The 13,183-nt window shown below is 72.7% G+C and carries 15 protein-coding genes; 6 read left to right on the top strand and 9 right to left on the bottom strand.

All coding sequences use genetic code 11. The features are described from left to right. The first annotated feature begins 136 nt into the window (after positions 1-136). On the top strand, positions 137-523 hold the full coding sequence (locus AB0I16_RS25235; RefSeq protein ID WP_363251819.1) for a VOC family protein: 387 nt from the start codon (positions 137-139) through the stop codon (positions 521-523). Positions 524-538: 15 nt separating this feature from the next. Here AB0I16_RS25235 and AB0I16_RS25230 read toward each other — a convergent pair whose 3' ends face one another. The 3 genes from AB0I16_RS25230 to AB0I16_RS25220 form a co-directional block, all read right to left on the bottom strand. Next, positions 539-994, bottom strand: a complete 456-nt coding sequence (locus AB0I16_RS25230) for an ASCH domain-containing protein (protein ID WP_363251818.1) — start codon at positions 992-994, stop codon at positions 539-541. A gap of 188 nt (positions 995-1,182) precedes the next feature. Further along, entirely contained in the window at positions 1,183-2,445 is a 1,263-nt protein-coding gene (locus tag AB0I16_RS25225; RefSeq protein WP_363251816.1) for an Ig-like domain-containing protein, read from the bottom strand. A gap of 290 nt (positions 2,446-2,735) precedes the next feature. Continuing rightward, entirely contained in the window at positions 2,736-3,095 is a 360-nt protein-coding gene (locus AB0I16_RS25220; RefSeq protein WP_363251815.1) for a hypothetical protein, read from the bottom strand. A 110-nt stretch (positions 3,096-3,205) separates the two neighbouring features. On the opposite strand from AB0I16_RS25220, the gene AB0I16_RS25215 reads away from it, so the two are divergent. After that, positions 3,206-3,574 (top strand): LPXTG cell wall anchor domain-containing protein, encoded by a 369-nt coding sequence (locus tag AB0I16_RS25215; protein ID WP_363251814.1) that lies wholly within the window; start codon positions 3,206-3,208, stop codon positions 3,572-3,574. Here the strand turns inward: AB0I16_RS25215 and hutH are convergent. The 5 genes from hutH to AB0I16_RS25190 all read right to left on the bottom strand — a co-directional run bounded on the left by hutH (position 3,555) and on the right by AB0I16_RS25190 (position 9,765). Continuing rightward, positions 3,555-5,102, bottom strand: coding sequence for a histidine ammonia-lyase (hutH, locus tag AB0I16_RS25210; RefSeq protein ID WP_363251862.1), 1,548 nt, complete (start codon positions 5,100-5,102; stop codon positions 3,555-3,557). The two genes, AB0I16_RS25215 and hutH, sit on opposite strands and share 20 nt — an antisense overlap. Positions 5,103-5,369: 267 nt before the next feature. Next, complete coding sequence (locus AB0I16_RS25205; RefSeq protein WP_363251813.1) at positions 5,370-6,539, bottom strand: diguanylate cyclase; 1,170 nt, start codon at positions 6,537-6,539, stop codon at positions 5,370-5,372. A 97-nt stretch (positions 6,540-6,636) separates the two neighbouring features. Next, on the bottom strand, positions 6,637-7,434 hold the full coding sequence (locus AB0I16_RS25200) for an enoyl-CoA hydratase-related protein (RefSeq protein ID WP_363251812.1): 798 nt from the start codon (positions 7,432-7,434) through the stop codon (positions 6,637-6,639). 154 nt (positions 7,435-7,588) lie between these two features. After that, positions 7,589-8,665, bottom strand: coding sequence for an adenylate/guanylate cyclase domain-containing protein (locus tag AB0I16_RS25195; RefSeq protein ID WP_363251861.1), 1,077 nt, complete (start codon positions 8,663-8,665; stop codon positions 7,589-7,591). Between the two features lie 236 nt (positions 8,666-8,901). Then, positions 8,902-9,765: a biotin--[acetyl-CoA-carboxylase] ligase gene (locus AB0I16_RS25190; RefSeq protein WP_363251811.1), complete on the bottom strand. Its 864-nt coding sequence runs from the start codon at positions 9,763-9,765 to the stop codon at positions 8,902-8,904. Between the two features lie 124 nt (positions 9,766-9,889). Between AB0I16_RS25190 and AB0I16_RS25185 the strand changes: the two genes are divergently transcribed. The 4 genes from AB0I16_RS25185 to AB0I16_RS25170 all read left to right on the top strand — a co-directional run bounded on the left by AB0I16_RS25185 (position 9,890) and on the right by AB0I16_RS25170 (position 12,541). Next, entirely contained in the window at positions 9,890-11,464 is a 1,575-nt protein-coding gene (locus AB0I16_RS25185) for an acyl-CoA carboxylase subunit beta (RefSeq protein ID WP_363251810.1), read from the top strand. 23 nt (positions 11,465-11,487) lie between these two features. Next, positions 11,488-11,694 (top strand): acyl-CoA carboxylase subunit epsilon, encoded by a 207-nt coding sequence (locus AB0I16_RS25180; RefSeq protein ID WP_363251809.1) that lies wholly within the window; start codon positions 11,488-11,490, stop codon positions 11,692-11,694. Between the two features lie 89 nt (positions 11,695-11,783). After that, entirely contained in the window at positions 11,784-11,912 is a 129-nt protein-coding gene (locus AB0I16_RS25175) for a hypothetical protein (RefSeq protein ID WP_363251808.1), read from the top strand. A gap of 20 nt (positions 11,913-11,932) precedes the next feature. Next, the gene (locus AB0I16_RS25170) at positions 11,933-12,541 is read left to right on the top strand and encodes a nucleoside triphosphate pyrophosphatase (RefSeq protein ID WP_363251807.1); all 609 of its coding nucleotides are present in this window, start codon (positions 11,933-11,935) and stop codon (positions 12,539-12,541) included. Here the strand turns inward: AB0I16_RS25170 and AB0I16_RS25165 are convergent. After that, positions 12,519-12,953, bottom strand: a complete 435-nt coding sequence (locus tag AB0I16_RS25165) for a hypothetical protein (protein WP_363251806.1) — start codon at positions 12,951-12,953, stop codon at positions 12,519-12,521. The two genes, AB0I16_RS25170 and AB0I16_RS25165, sit on opposite strands and share 23 nt — an antisense overlap. Between the last annotated feature and the right edge of the window lie 230 nt (positions 12,954-13,183).

The following is a 13,183-nucleotide window of genomic DNA, read 5'->3' as shown; positions in this document are numbered from 1 at the left end:
GGGTGGCTTGAACGCGTCTCGGTCGCCGGTCCTGGTCCGCATGGCTCCGCGGACCGGTACCGGCGACCGATGCGTCGTCCGGTCCGCCGGACATAGCGTCGTTCCCGTCAGTCCAGGCGGACAAGGAGAGCGCACGATGACCATCTCGCTGAACCACACCATCGTCGCGGCGACGGACAAGAAGGCGTCGGCGCGGTTCCTCGCGGACATCCTGGGGCTCGACGTGAGCCCCGAGTACGGCCCGTTCATCCCGGTGGAGATCCCGAACGGCGTCACGCTCGACTTCTACGAGGGCGTCGACGGGCCGCTCGTGCCGCAGCACTACGCGTTCCTGGTCTCCGAGGACGAGTTCGACGCGATCTTCGGGCGCATCAAGGACCGGGAGCTGCCCTACTGGGCGGACCCGCACCACCACCGCCCGGACGAGATCAACACGAACGACGGCGGCCGGGGCGTGTACTGGGAGGACCCCGACGGCCACAACCTGGAGATCCTCACCCGGCCCTACGGCAGCGGCGCCTGAGCCGGGCCGTGCCGCTCAGGCGCCCGGCCGGAGGTCGGCGACGACGCGGAACCGCTCCAGGACCAGCTCGGTCCCGTCGTCGACGGTGAACGCGGGGTCGCCGAGGGCCTCGCGCATCTCGGCGCTGTGCCAGTACGCCTCGTGTCCGGCCCGCCACTCGGCGACGGTGGTGAACCCCTCGCCCTCGTCCACGGCGTGGGCGAGGTCCACGTCGGCCAGCCGCGCGACCCGCACCCCGGTGATCTCGATGACGGCCACGGACCGCTCGTCGGAGTCCACGACGACGGCGCGCTCACCGGCCGTCGGCAGGGGCTCGCCCTCGTGCTCGTAGTCGGCGAGCAGGCCCGTGGTCGAGGTCTTGGACCCGTCAAGGACGGCCGCCACGAGCCGGTCGCGCAGCGGCCCGGGGAAGGCGAACTCCGCCTTGGGCAGGCAGGCGTGGTCGTACGGCGGGGGCGGCGTCGTGGTCATGGCGCCACCCTACGCACGGTCGCCCCCCGGCGGCGTGGAGATCGCGCCGCTCGTCGTGGACTGGGGGATCGGTGACGGCGAGGTGCGCGCCATGGCCACGGACGTGGCGCGACGCGGCGCCGAGGGGTACTGGCGATACGTGATCGACAGTCCCTTCGGCGCCGCGTCGGCGGGTTCCTCGGGTCAGGTCAGACGGCGGAGCCGGCCTTCCACTGCGCCCAGTCCATGTTCCAGCCGTTGAGGCCGTTGTCCGGGGCGATGGTCTTGTCGCCGGTGTTGCGGACGTCGACGACGTCACCGGTGATGGTGTTCTCGAAGAACCAGGAGCCCGGGGTGCTCTTGTCGTCGGCGCCCTTGGCGTCCTGGAGGCCGATGCAGCCGTGGCTGGTGTTGGCGTTGCCGAAGATCGAGGGCGAGCCCCAGTAGTTGCCGTGGATGAAGGTGCCCGAGCTCGACAGGCGCATGGCGTGCGGTACGTCCTTGATGTCGTACTCGCCCTTGCCGTCGCCGTCCTTGAAGCCGACGGTGGCACCGTCCATGCGGGTCTCCTTGAACTTCTCGGAGATCACCATCTTGCCGTTGTACGTCTTGTTCTCGGGCGAACCGGCGGAGATCGGGATGGTCTTGACGACCTTGCCGTCCCGGGTGACCTTCATCGTCTTGCTCTTGGCGTCGACGATGGAGACCTGGTTGCGTCCGATCTTGAACTGGACGGTCTTCTGCTGCACGCCGTAGACACCGTCGGCGCCCTCGACGCCGTCGAGGGCCAGCTTCAGGGTGACCGTGGAGCCGCCCTTCCAGTAGTCCTCGGGGCGGAAGTCCAGGCGGTTGTTGCCGAACCAGTGGCCGACGATCTCCTGGCCGCTGTCGGACGACACCTTGATGGCGGACTGCACGGCCTTCTTGTCGGTGATGCCCTTGTCGAAGTTGATCGACACGGGCATGCCGACGCCGACCGTGGAGCCGTCCTCGGGCGTGAAGTTCCCGATGAAGCTGTTGGCCTGCGACACGGTCGTGAACGTCGAGTTCTCGTGCGCCTTGCGGCCCTCGGAGTCCGTGGCCGTCGCCGAGATCTTGTACTTCGTGGCGCGTTCGAGCTGCTTGCCGGGCTTCCAGCTCTTCTTGTCGGCGGATATCCGACCGGCCACGGCGGTGCCGTCGGCGGTCTCCATGGTCACGTCGGTCAGGGTGCCCTTGCTGACGGTGACCGCCGCCGCGCTGTTGATGCTCGCGTTGTCGGAGCCGTTCTTCGGCGCGATCTTGATCTGGGCGACCGACGTCTTCTTGGCGGCGGCCTCGTCGACCTGGTTCTGCGACTCCTTGCCACCGGAGGCCTTGTCGCCGCCGTCGTCGCTGCACGCCGAGAGCACGAGCACGCCGCCCACGAGAGCGGACACGGCCGCGAGGCCCTTGCGTCCGCGTCCCGTCGTCCGGCGCCTACTGTCCGTCATCACACACATCTCCATAGTTGCCGAATCCCGAACAAACCCGAGAGTCCCCGTAGACCCGCTAACGTCCTGCCCGGTTCGTCCCGTTCCACTACCGCGCGGAATGTGGGGAACACCACGTTCCGAGTGCTGGACCGGATCTCCGCCCCTCCTGCGCCCACTGTGCACCCGGAGGCGGCCGACGGGTCAACCGCCCACTGTGCACGACGGACGCCGACAGGGACGACGGAACCCCGGACAGCGGTTGCTGTCCGGGGTCCCCGATTCCGGCTGCCTCAATCCGGCGTCCGCCGTCAGATCAGTTCGTCGTCCTCGTCGTCGGCACCGTCCACGTCGTCGTCGGCACCGTCGTCGTCGTGCTCCCAGTCCGGCGCGTCGGGGTCGTAGTCGATCGTCTCGCTGCTCCAGGACGCCTGGGTGAGTTCGACGCCGGGGACCTGGCTGACCAGGTCGAACGGGTCCACCAGGTAGGCGAGCGCCTCGGCGGCGTCGTCCCTGACCGCGGCCTCGGCGTGGGCCCTCTCCTCCGCCGGCATCTGCTCGTCGTCCGCGATGCGGCCGAGCGCGGCGCCGGTCAGCTTCCCGGTGTCGTCGACCTCGACCACCATTTCGACGCGCAGCCGCACAAACCGTGATGTCTCGTCTCCAGTCATACGAGGGAGCGTACGGCCCGCCTCCCCCGCGGCTTTCCCACGACCCGCGCCTTTCATTACCATCGCCCCACACGGCCAATTCGCCAGCGCCACAAGGGGGATCCGATTCCGTGTCCGCACGCCGATCGTTGCTGACCGCCACCGCCGCCGGAGCCCTTCTCGGCGCCCTGTGGTTCGTCCCCTCCGCGAACGCGACGTCGCCCGCGCCCCCTTCCTCGCCTCCCGCCTCGGCCGCCTCCGCCGCCTCCGCCTCGGCCGCCGCCACGGGGGCCGCCGGCCAGGACCGGCACGCCGACCAGGTGTCGGCCGCCGGCCCCGAGGCCCACGGAGGCACCGCCCGCCTGGCCGACACGGGCGGTTTCGACACGACCCCGTACGTCATCGGCGGGACGGCGTTCCTGGGCCTCGGCGCCGGTTTCGTGGCGTTCTCGGCGCGCAGGGAGCGGACGGGCGGGGACGTCAGGCCAGCGGCCCCGTAACCCCTTCGACCGCCGCCACCAGGGCGCCCGAGCGGACGAACGCGTCCGCCCCCGCCAGGTCGGGCGCCAGGTAGCGGTCCGGCCCCGGGCCTTCCACGCCCGCCTTGCGGAGCGCCGCGACGACCTCGCGGGTCGCGGGCGCGGGCGTCAGGTCCTCACGGAGTTCGACGGCGCGCGTGGCCGCGTACAGCTCGATCGCGAGGACGCGGGTCAGGTTGTCCACCGCCGTGCGCAGCTTGCGGGCGGCGGACCAGCCCATGGACACGTGGTCCTCCTGCATCGCGGAGGACGGGATGGAGTCGGCCGACGCCGGGACCGCGAGCCGCTTCAACTCGCTGACCAGGGCCGCCTGCGTGTACTGGGCGATCATCAGGCCGGAGTCGACGCCCGCGTCGTCCGCGAGGAACGGCGGAAGGCCGTGCGAGCGGTTCTTGTCGAGGAGCCGGTCGGTGCGGCGCTCGGCGATCGAGCCGAGGTCGGCGGCGGCGATGGCGAGGAAGTCCAGGACGTAGGCGACCGGGGCGCCGTGGAAGTTGCCGTTGGACTCGACGCGGCCCCCGGGCAGGACGACGGGGTTGTCGACGGCGGCGGCCAGCTCCCGCTCGGCGACGAGCCCGGCGTGCGCCATGGTGTCCCGGCCCGCGCCCGCGACCTGCGGCGCGCACCGCACGGAGTAGGCGTCCTGGACGCGCGGCGCGTCGTCCTGGTGGTGGCCGGTGAGCCCGGAACCGGCGAGCACCTTGAGCATGTTGGCGGCGGACACGCCCTGGCCCGGGTGCGGCCTGATGGCGTGCAGCTCGGGTGCGAGGACCTTGTCCGTGCCGAGCAGGGCCTCCAGTGTCAGGGCGGCCGTGATGTCCGCGGACTTGTAGAGGGTGCCGAGGTCGGCGAGGGCCATGATCAGCATGCCGAGCATGCCGTCGGTGCCGTTGAGGAGGGCGAGGCCCTCCTTCTCCCGCAGCTCGACGGGGGTGATGCCGTGCGCGGCGAGCAGTTCGCCCGCGGGCTTCACCTCGCCGTCGGGTCCCTCGGCGTCGCCCTCGCCCATCAGCGCGAGCGCGCAGTGGCTGAGCGGCGCGAGGTCGCCGGAGCAGCCCAGCGAGCCGTACTCGTGCACGACGGGCGTGATCCCGGCGTTCAGTACGTCCGCCATGGTCCGCGCGACCTCGGGCCGCACGCCCGTGTGGCCCGAGCAGACCGTCTTCAGGCGCAGGAACATCAGCGCGCGCACCACCTCGCGCTCCACCCGCGGGCCCATGCCTGCGGCGTGCGAGCGGACGATGTTGCGCTGGAGCTGCGCCCGCAGCTCGGGGCCGATGTGGCGGCTGGCCAGGGCGCCGAAGCCGGTCGATACGCCGTAGACCGGGTCGGGCTTGGCGGCGAGCGCGTCGACGATCTCGCGCGAGGCGGCGAGGGCGGTCAGCGCCTCATCGGTCAGTTCGATCCGCGCGTTACCGCGCGCGACGGCGATGACGTCCGCCGCGGTCGTCCCGGACGTCCCAAGGGCCACGGTGCCCACACTGTGCATACTCATATTCAGCAGCGTACGGACTGAATCGCCAAGTGTCACGGGTGAGGCCGGGAGGGACCACTTACCGGCCGGGCCGGGCCGGCTCCGCCGCGCCCGAGCGCCCCGAGCGCCCCGAGCGCCCCGAGCACCCCGAGCAGGAACGCGTACGGCCCGGCGGGCGGCGCCGCCACCACCGCGTCGCGAAGAGCCGGAGGACCGCGAGGCCCCGCAGCACCGATCGCGGCCGGGGCACGTCCACCGCGCCCGGCGGCCGGAGGCACCGCTTCAGGAAGGCGGCTGCTCCCGGCCCCGGAACGTGCGCCGCTCCCCCGCGTCGACCGGTGCCGGCGGCGCGTCGGCGAGCCTGAGCACCGGGTCGTCATCCCCGGCGCCGCCCTCCCGGCCCGCGACCACCGGCTTCACCGCGTGCGCCGCCTTCGCTCGGTACTGCGCCGCGTCGGCGAGGCGGAAGAGGCGGCGCGCCGAGCGCACCGGCCCGATCGGGTCGCCGGTCGACGCGACCCCGCAGGCGACCCCGTCGCCGAGCTCCAACTCGGCCGCCCGCGCGCACAGTTCGTCGGCGACCCTGACCACCTCGTCGGCGGTCGGGCCCACGGAGAGCAGGCAGAACTCGTCGCCGCCGAGGCGCGCGGCCAGCGTGCCGGGGAGCATCGCGCCGCAGAGCGAGAGGACCGAGCCGAAGCGTTCGAGGAGGCGGTCGCCGACCGCGTGGCCCAGGGTGTCGTTGACGCGCTTGAGTCCGTTCACGTCACAGACGACCAGGCTGACCTCGGCCCCTTCGGCGCGGTGCCGCTCCACCGCCTCATCGAGGCGCAGATCGACGGCGCGGCGGTTGGCGAGCCCGGTCAGCGCGTCCGTGAAGGCCAGCCTGCGCGCCTCCTCAAGGCGCTCGGTCTGCGCGATGCCCGCGGCCACCACCGAGGCGAGGACGGTGGCGAAGTCCGCGTCCGCGCGGCCGAAGACCGGCGCCCCCAGCGGGCGCGCCACATACAGCTCGCCCCAGGCCCGCCCGTGCAGCACGACCGGCGCGACCACACAGCAGCCGCGGCCCCGCCTGCGCAGTGCGGTGACACGCTGATGGCAGTAGCCCGCGAAGCGGCCGTCCGCGGGGCCGCCGGCGGTCTCGACCCAGGCGTTGGGCTCGCCGCCGCCCGCCCAGCGCTCGTGCAGGAACTCGGCGATCTCCGGGAACTGGTGGACGGGGTACGCCTCGCACTCGGGGAACTCCTCCTCGCCCTCGCTCCGTTCGCCCGTGTTCACGAGCACCCGGAGCCTGCCCAGCTCGCGCTCCCACAGGGAGAGCGCGGCGAAGCTCCCGTCCAGCGCGCGGCAGGCGCCCGAGGCCGCCGCCCGCCAGGTCTCGCGCGGGGTCCGCGCGGCGGCCATCCCCTGCGCCAGCTCCACCACGGCTCGCAGCCGCACGTCCTCTCCCATCACCCTAGGCTAGGAGATTCACGGCAATGTGGAACTTCGAGACATATCGCGAGCCGCGGCCGACGGGCCCCGGGCCGCGGGGACCGGGCCCCGCGGGTCACTCCCCCGGCCACGTGGGCTTCCGCTTCTCGTTGAACGCCGCGACACCCTCCGCCCGGTCGCCCGAGAACGCCACCGTGCGCCATGCCGCGTCCTCCACCTCAAGGCCCGTGCGCAGGTCGAGGCCGTGCCCGAGGCGCAGGGCGCGCTTGGCGGCGCGCAGGCCCACGGGCGAGTTGGCGGCCATGCGGGCGCCGAGCGCGAGCGCCTCCGTACGCGCCCCGCCCTCCTCCGCGACCACGTCGACCAGGCCCAACTCCCGCGCCTCCGGCGCCTCGACCCGCCGCGCCGAGAAGATCAGCTCGGCGGCGCGGGCGGCGCCGACCCGGCGCGGCAGGAGCTGCGTGCCGCCGCCGCCCGGGATGACGCCGACGGACACCTCGGGCAGTCCGACGACCGTGGTCGGATCGGCGACGATCACGTCGCAGGAGAGCGCGAGCTCGAAGCCGCCGCCCAGCGCGAAGCCGTGCACGGCGGCGATCGTGGGCATGGGCAGGTCCAGTACGCCGGTGTAGGCGGCCCGCGCCGTGGGGCGCTGGCGCAGCAGCTCGGCGTCGCTGAAGGAGTTGCGCTCCTTGAGGTCGGCGCCGACGCAGAACGCCCGCTCGTGCGTGGACGTCACGACGACGACGCGGGCGTCCGCGTCGTCCGCCAGGGCCGTGCAGGCGGCGGCGATGGAGCGGGCCATCTCCGAGGAGACGGCGTTCATGGCCTTGGGGCGGTCCAGGACGAGCTCGACGACGTGGCCGTGCCGCCGGACCGCCACATGCTCCCCGTACCGCTGCTCGTCACCCATGACGCCTCCTGAACCTCCGGTTAACGGCCGTTACCGGAGGATCATGTCAGCCGCGCCCGCCCAGGGGGAAGGGAATCGGGCCACGGGAAGGGACCCGGGCCGGGGAAGGGGCCCGGGCCGCAGGAAGGGACTCCTCAGCCGCGCCGTGCGAGCCTCAGCCGCGCCGTGCGAGCAGCCACGGCTCGACCACGCCGAGACCGCGCACGGGCCGCTGCCACATGGGCTGGAGCGCGAAGCGGTACGAGGGCGGGTCCTCGCCCTCCTTCTCGGCGGCGGCCGCGGCCTCTGCCGCCTCCGCCTCGGAGGCGGGCGCGTCGCCCGACCGCTTCAGCTCCTCCGCGAACGCCCCGTCGACGAGAACCGCGTCCTTGGGCGCTATCGAGGTCAGGCGGCTCGCGAGGTTCACCGTCGTACCGAAGACGTCGCCCATGCGCGTGGTGACCGTGCCGAAGGCGATGCCGACGCGCAGCTCGGGCATGGTCTCGTCGTTCGCCATCGTCTCGATGAGCCGCAGGGCGATCTCGGCGGCCACGCCCGCGTCGTCGGCGGCGTACAGGACCTCGTCGCCGAGGGTCTTGATGAGCCGTCCGCCGTGCGCGGCGACGAGGTCGGCCGCCGTGGTCTCGAAGGCCTCGACCAGCTCGCCCAGCTCCTCCTCCTCCATGCGCCGCGTGAGGCGCGTGAAGCCGACGAGGTCGGCGAAGCCCACCGCGAGCCGCCGGTCGACCATCTCCTCGTCGTCGGCGGCCTGCACGACGCGCCCCGTGGCGGCGGCGAGCTGGCGGCGCCAGACGTAGACGAGGAACTCCTCCAGCTCCGGCAGGAGCAGCTCCACCAGGGGATACGTGACTTCCGTACGGGTCATGCCGGGCTCGGGCGGCTCCGTGAGCCCCTCAAGGAAGGAGTCGATCTGCCACTCCGCGAGCCGCGCGGTGGTCTGCCCCGTGGACCGGGCCACCTGCACCGCCATGGCCTCGCTGAGCAGCCCCGCCTCGACGAGGCCCGCGAGGCGGCGCAGGGCCAGCACGTCGGCCTCGGTCAGCGCCTTGGCCTGGCCGATGTCGGGGAAGCCCATGGCCCGCCAGAAGCGGGACGCGAGCTCCATCGAGACGCCCGCGCTGCGGGCGGCCTGGAAGGGGGTGTAGCGGCGGTCCGCGCCGAGGATGAGCCCTTCGAGCCGGAGGGCGAGGGGGTCCTTGGCGGACTCGCCTTCCTTGTTCTCGTCCTGCACCTCGGGAACGCCGGCCGCGCCGCCCGGCCCGTCGTCGGGGCCACGCTCTGCGCCCGCGCCGGAGCCCGTGTCGTCGACGGTCACGCCTGCTGCCCTTCCGATCTGCCGCGGTCAGGTATCGACCGGCGTCAACTTTACGGCAGGTGTGCCGCAGCTCACTCCCGACTCCCGTGACCCGTCCCCCCTCCCCGGGCGCGCCCGGGGCCCGGCCGCCCCCCGGCGCGCGCTGCCGCCGGTCACCCGGCGGGCCGCAGGTGGACGATGTCACCCGCCCCGACGGGCTGCTGCACGCCCTCCTCCGTGGCGAGGACGAGGCGCCCGTCGCCGTCGACCGCGACGGCCTCGCCGACGATCGAACGGTCGCCCGGCAGCTCCGCCCGCACCCGGCGGCCGAGCGTGGCGCAGCCCGCCGCGTACGCCTCCTGGAGCCGGGAGGCGGCGGGGTCGCCGCCCGCCGCGCGCCAGTCGCCGTACCACTGCTCCAGGGAGCGCAGCACGGCCCGCAGCAGCGGGTCGCGGTCCGTGGCCCGCGCCCCGGCGAGGGCGAGGGAACCGGCCGTCGGCACCGGCAGCTCGTCGGCACGCAGCGTGACGTTGAGGCCGACGCCGACGACCACGCCGCCGCCGGCCGCGCTCCCCGCCCGCTCGGCGAGGATGCCGCCGGCCTTGCGCTCCGCGTCACCCACGGTGACCAGGAGGTCGTTGGGCCACTTGAGTGCGGTGTCCACCCCGGCGGCCCGCGAGAGCCCCGTGGCGACGGCCACGCCGGTGAGCAGCGGCAGCCAGCCCCACCGCTCGACCGGCACCTCGGCCGGCTTGAGCAGCACGGAGAAGAAGAGGCCCGAGCGGGCGGGCGCCGACCACTTCCGGTCGAGGCGTCCGCGGGCCGCGCTCTGCTCCTCGGCGACGAGCACCGCTCCCTCGGGGAGGCCGTCGGCCCGCGCCGCGAGGTCGGTGTTGGTCGACCCGGTGGCGGTCACCACGTCCAGGGAGGTCCACAGACCTCCCTCGCGCACGAGCGCGCGCCGCAGGGATGCGGTGTTCAGGGGCGGGCGGTCGAGGTCGGACCAGCGGTTGTCTTGAGCATCTGGCGGCGTCATGCAAGCCACCCTAGGTGTGGTAAATGCCGCACTGCCGAACGGTATCCGCGCCGATACGCTACGGGTCAGTAGCCAGCCGTAAGCCGCCATACGCACCTTTGAGCAGGCAGGGAGCCGCATCCCTATGTCCGAGATCGACATCCACACGACCGCCGGCAAGCTCGCGGACCTGCAGCGCCGCATCGAGGAGGCGACGCACGCGGGGTCGGCCCGCGCGGTCGAGAAGCAGCACGCCAAGGGGAAGCTGACGGCGCGTGAGCGGGTCGGGCTGCTGCTCGACGAGGGCTCGTTCGTCGAGTTCGACGAGTTCGCGCAGCACCGCTCGACCCAGTTCGGCCTGGAGAAGAACCGGCCCTACGGCGATGGCGTCGTGACCGGTTACGGCACCGTCGACGGCCGCCCCGTCGCGGTGTTCTCGCAGGACTTCACCGTCTTCGGCGGCGCGCTCGGCGAGGTGTTCGGGCAGAAGATCGTCAAGGTGATGGACTTCGCCCTGAAGACCGGCTGCCCGGTCATCGGCATCAACGACTCCGGCGGCGCCCGCATCCAGGAGGGCGTCATGGCCCTCGGCATGTACGGCGAGATCTTCCGCCGCAACACCCACGCGTCCGGCGTGATCCCGCAGATCAGCCTGGTCGTCGGCCCCTGCGCGGGCGGCGCGGTCTACTCGCCCGCCATCACCGACTTCACGGTCATGGTCGACCAGACCTCGCACATGTTCATCACCGGCCCGGACGTGATCAAGACGGTCACCGGTGAGGACGTCGGTTTCGAGGAGCTGGGCGGCGCCCGCACCCACAACGCGACGTCGGGCGTGGCGCACCACATGGCGGGCGACGAGAAGGACGCCATCGAGTACGTGAAGTCGCTCCTCTCCTACCTGCCCTCGAACAACCTCAGCGAGCCGCCCGCGTTCCCCGAGGAGGCCGACCTCGCCCTCACCGACGAGGACCGGGCCCTGGACACGCTGATCCCGGACAGCGCGAACCAGCCGTACGACATGCACACGGTGATCGAGCACGTCCTCGACGACACGGAGTTCTTCGAGACGCAGTCGCTCTTCGCGCCGAACATCATCACCGGCTTCGGCCGCGTGGAGGGCCACCCGGTGGGCATCGTCGCCAACCAGCCGATGCAGTTCGCCGGCTGCCTGGACATCGACGCCTCCGAGAAGGCCGCGCGCTTCGTGCGCACCTGCGACGCGTTCAACGTGCCGGTCGTCACCTTCGTGGACGTCCCCGGCTTCCTGCCGGGCGTCGAGCAGGAGCACACCGGCATCATCCGCCGCGGCGCGAAGCTGATCTTCGCCTACGCCGAGGCCACCGTCCCGCTCATCACCGTCATCACCCGCAAGGCCTTCGGCGGCGCGTACGACGTCATGGGCTCCAAGCACCTGGGCGCCGACCTGAACCTCGCCTGGCCGACCGCGCAGATCGCCGTCATGGGCGCGCAGGGCGCGGTCAACGTCCTGCACCGCCGCACCATCGCCGCGGCCGACGACCAGGAGGCGACCCGCGCGCGGCTCATCCAGGAGTACGAGGACGCCCTGCTCAACCCCTACACCGCGGCCGAGCGCGGCTACATCGACGCCGTGGTCATGCCGTCGGAGACCCGCTCCCACCTCGTGCGCGGCCTGCGTCAGCTGCGCACGAAGCGGGAATCCCTGCCTCCGAAGAAGCACGGCAACATCCCCCTGTAAGCCGCGATCCCCAAGGAGCCCTCGTGATCAAGGTCGTTCGGGGCAACCCGACCCCTGAGGAGCTGGCCGCCGCACTCGCGGTGGTCCAGGCGCGCGCCGCGGCGGTGGCGAACCAGCCGTCCGGCGCGCCCGTGCCGCCCGACTCCTGGGCCGACCCGGCGCGCGTCGCCAGGGACCGGCTCCCGGCGCCGGGCCCCACCGCGTGGGGCCGCACCTACTGGCCCTCGTAGCCCTTCGCCCTCCTCCCGGGCTGACCGGCCGGGAACCTGAGTACGCGTACTCAGGCGCCCCGGCCCGGCCGGGGCGCACCATCGACGTCATGCTGTGGTCCGACCCGGAGAACGACCCGCCTAAGGACATGCGGGACATGCAGGCGAAGATGCGCCGTGCGGGCTGCGTCCTCGCCCTCGCCATGGTGGTGGCGATGTTCGTGCTCGGCATCCGCTGAGCGGGAACTACCCTGACGGCATGAGTGATCAGCCCCGCCGTCTCGTCCTCGCCTCGCAGTCGCCCGCGCGCCTCGGTCTGCTGCGGCAGGCGGGCTTCGCCCCCGAGGTCATCGTCAGCGGCTTCGACGAGGACAAGGTGACCGCGCCGACGCCGGCCGAACTCGCCCTCGCCCTCGCCGAGGCCAAGGCGTCTGTGGTCGCCGCGCGGCCCGAGGCCAAGGGCGCCCTGGTCATCGGCTGCGACTCCGTCCTCGAACTGGACGGGCGGGCGCTCGGCAAGCCCGCCGACGCCGAGGAGGCGACCGCCCGCTGGAAGTCCATGCGCGGACGCGCGGGCGTCCTGCAGACGGGCCACTGCGTCCGCGACACGGCCGCGGGGACGTACGCCTCGGCGACGGCGTCGACCGTCGTCCGCTTCGGCGAGCCCTCCGACGAGGAGATCGCCGCGTACGTGGCGAGCGGCGAACCGCTGCACGTGGCGGGCGCGTTCACCCTGGACGGCCGCTCCGCCCCGTTCATCGACGGCATCGAGGGCGACCACGGCAACGTCATCGGCCTCTCACTGCCGCTGCTGCGCCGCCTGCTGGGTCAACTGGGCGTCAGCGTCACGCAGTTGTGGGCGCCGTAGCCCGGCCGGCCCTGTCGTAGGCCACCAGGGGCAGCACGATCAGGCCGAGCACGGCCATCATGAAGGCGAACGCGGGCCAGCCGACCAGGCCCACGCAGAAGGCGCCGAGCACCCCGTGGACGACGGCACAGGTGATGAGCAGCACCCGCCCGAAGCCGCCCGGCGCCCGGTCGCGGGCGGCGGCGCGGGCCAGGACGGACGCGCAGAGCGCGAGGTAGCCGCCGAAGACGGCGCCGGCGATCCACGTCGACACGGTCATCGCGTGCGGATCGAGTCCGGCGAGGGACATCTCCTGCTTGTCGACGACCATCCCGAGGAACCAGTTCAGGAGCACGATGCCGACCGCCTCCACGAGGAGGACGATCGCGCCCAACCAGGCCACCGGTCTGCGCGCCACGGCACCCCACCCCATTCCACGCTGCTGTTACCGCTGGTACGTCCGCTGCATCGCGCACGCTACTCACTGGTAGAGGGCGGGACAAGAGCCGCGTCGCGGGCAAAGAATCATTGGGCCATTCGTAGGGACTCCACAAAGAAAGCCCCTCTGCCGCAGCACTGGTTCACAGAGACCTTGACCACACCCGCGGGCTACGCTTCCGGCAAGTACCCCTGGCTACCGTGGTAGGACAAGGGTTTTCGCGG

The organism is Streptomyces sp. NPDC050703 (assembly GCF_040654435.1).
Classification (GTDB): Bacteria; Actinomycetota; Actinomycetes; order Streptomycetales; family Streptomycetaceae; genus Streptomyces.
This window is presented reverse-complemented; position numbering and strand designations above follow the sequence as displayed.

Bases quoted from the DNA above. Each gene is read 5' to 3' on its own strand.
- AB0I16_RS25235 (WP_363251819.1), top strand. From the start codon at position 137: ATGACCATCTCGCTGAACCACACCATCGTCGCGGCGACGGACAAGAAG.
- AB0I16_RS25230 (WP_363251818.1), bottom strand. From the start codon at position 994: ATGACCACGACGCCGCCCCCGCCGTACGACCACGCCTGCCTGCCCAAG.
- AB0I16_RS25225 (WP_363251816.1), bottom strand. From the start codon at position 2,445: ATGACGGACAGTAGGCGCCGGACGACGGGACGCGGACGCAAGGGCCTC.
- AB0I16_RS25220 (WP_363251815.1), bottom strand. From the start codon at position 3,095: ATGACTGGAGACGAGACATCACGGTTTGTGCGGCTGCGCGTCGAAATG.
- hutH (WP_363251862.1), bottom strand. From the start codon at position 5,102: ATGCACAGTGTGGGCACCGTGGCCCTTGGGACGTCCGGGACGACCGCG.
- AB0I16_RS25205 (WP_363251813.1), bottom strand. From the start codon at position 6,539: ATGGGAGAGGACGTGCGGCTGCGAGCCGTGGTGGAGCTGGCGCAGGGG.
- AB0I16_RS25200 (WP_363251812.1), bottom strand. From the start codon at position 7,434: ATGGGTGACGAGCAGCGGTACGGGGAGCATGTGGCGGTCCGGCGGCAC.
- AB0I16_RS25190 (WP_363251811.1), bottom strand. From the start codon at position 9,765: ATGACGCCGCCAGATGCTCAAGACAACCGCTGGTCCGACCTCGACCGC.
- AB0I16_RS25185 (WP_363251810.1), top strand. From the start codon at position 9,890: ATGTCCGAGATCGACATCCACACGACCGCCGGCAAGCTCGCGGACCTG.
- AB0I16_RS25175 (WP_363251808.1), top strand. From the start codon at position 11,784: ATGCTGTGGTCCGACCCGGAGAACGACCCGCCTAAGGACATGCGGGAC.
- AB0I16_RS25170 (WP_363251807.1), top strand. From the start codon at position 11,933: ATGAGTGATCAGCCCCGCCGTCTCGTCCTCGCCTCGCAGTCGCCCGCG.
- AB0I16_RS25165 (WP_363251806.1), bottom strand. From the start codon at position 12,953: ATGGGGTGGGGTGCCGTGGCGCGCAGACCGGTGGCCTGGTTGGGCGCG.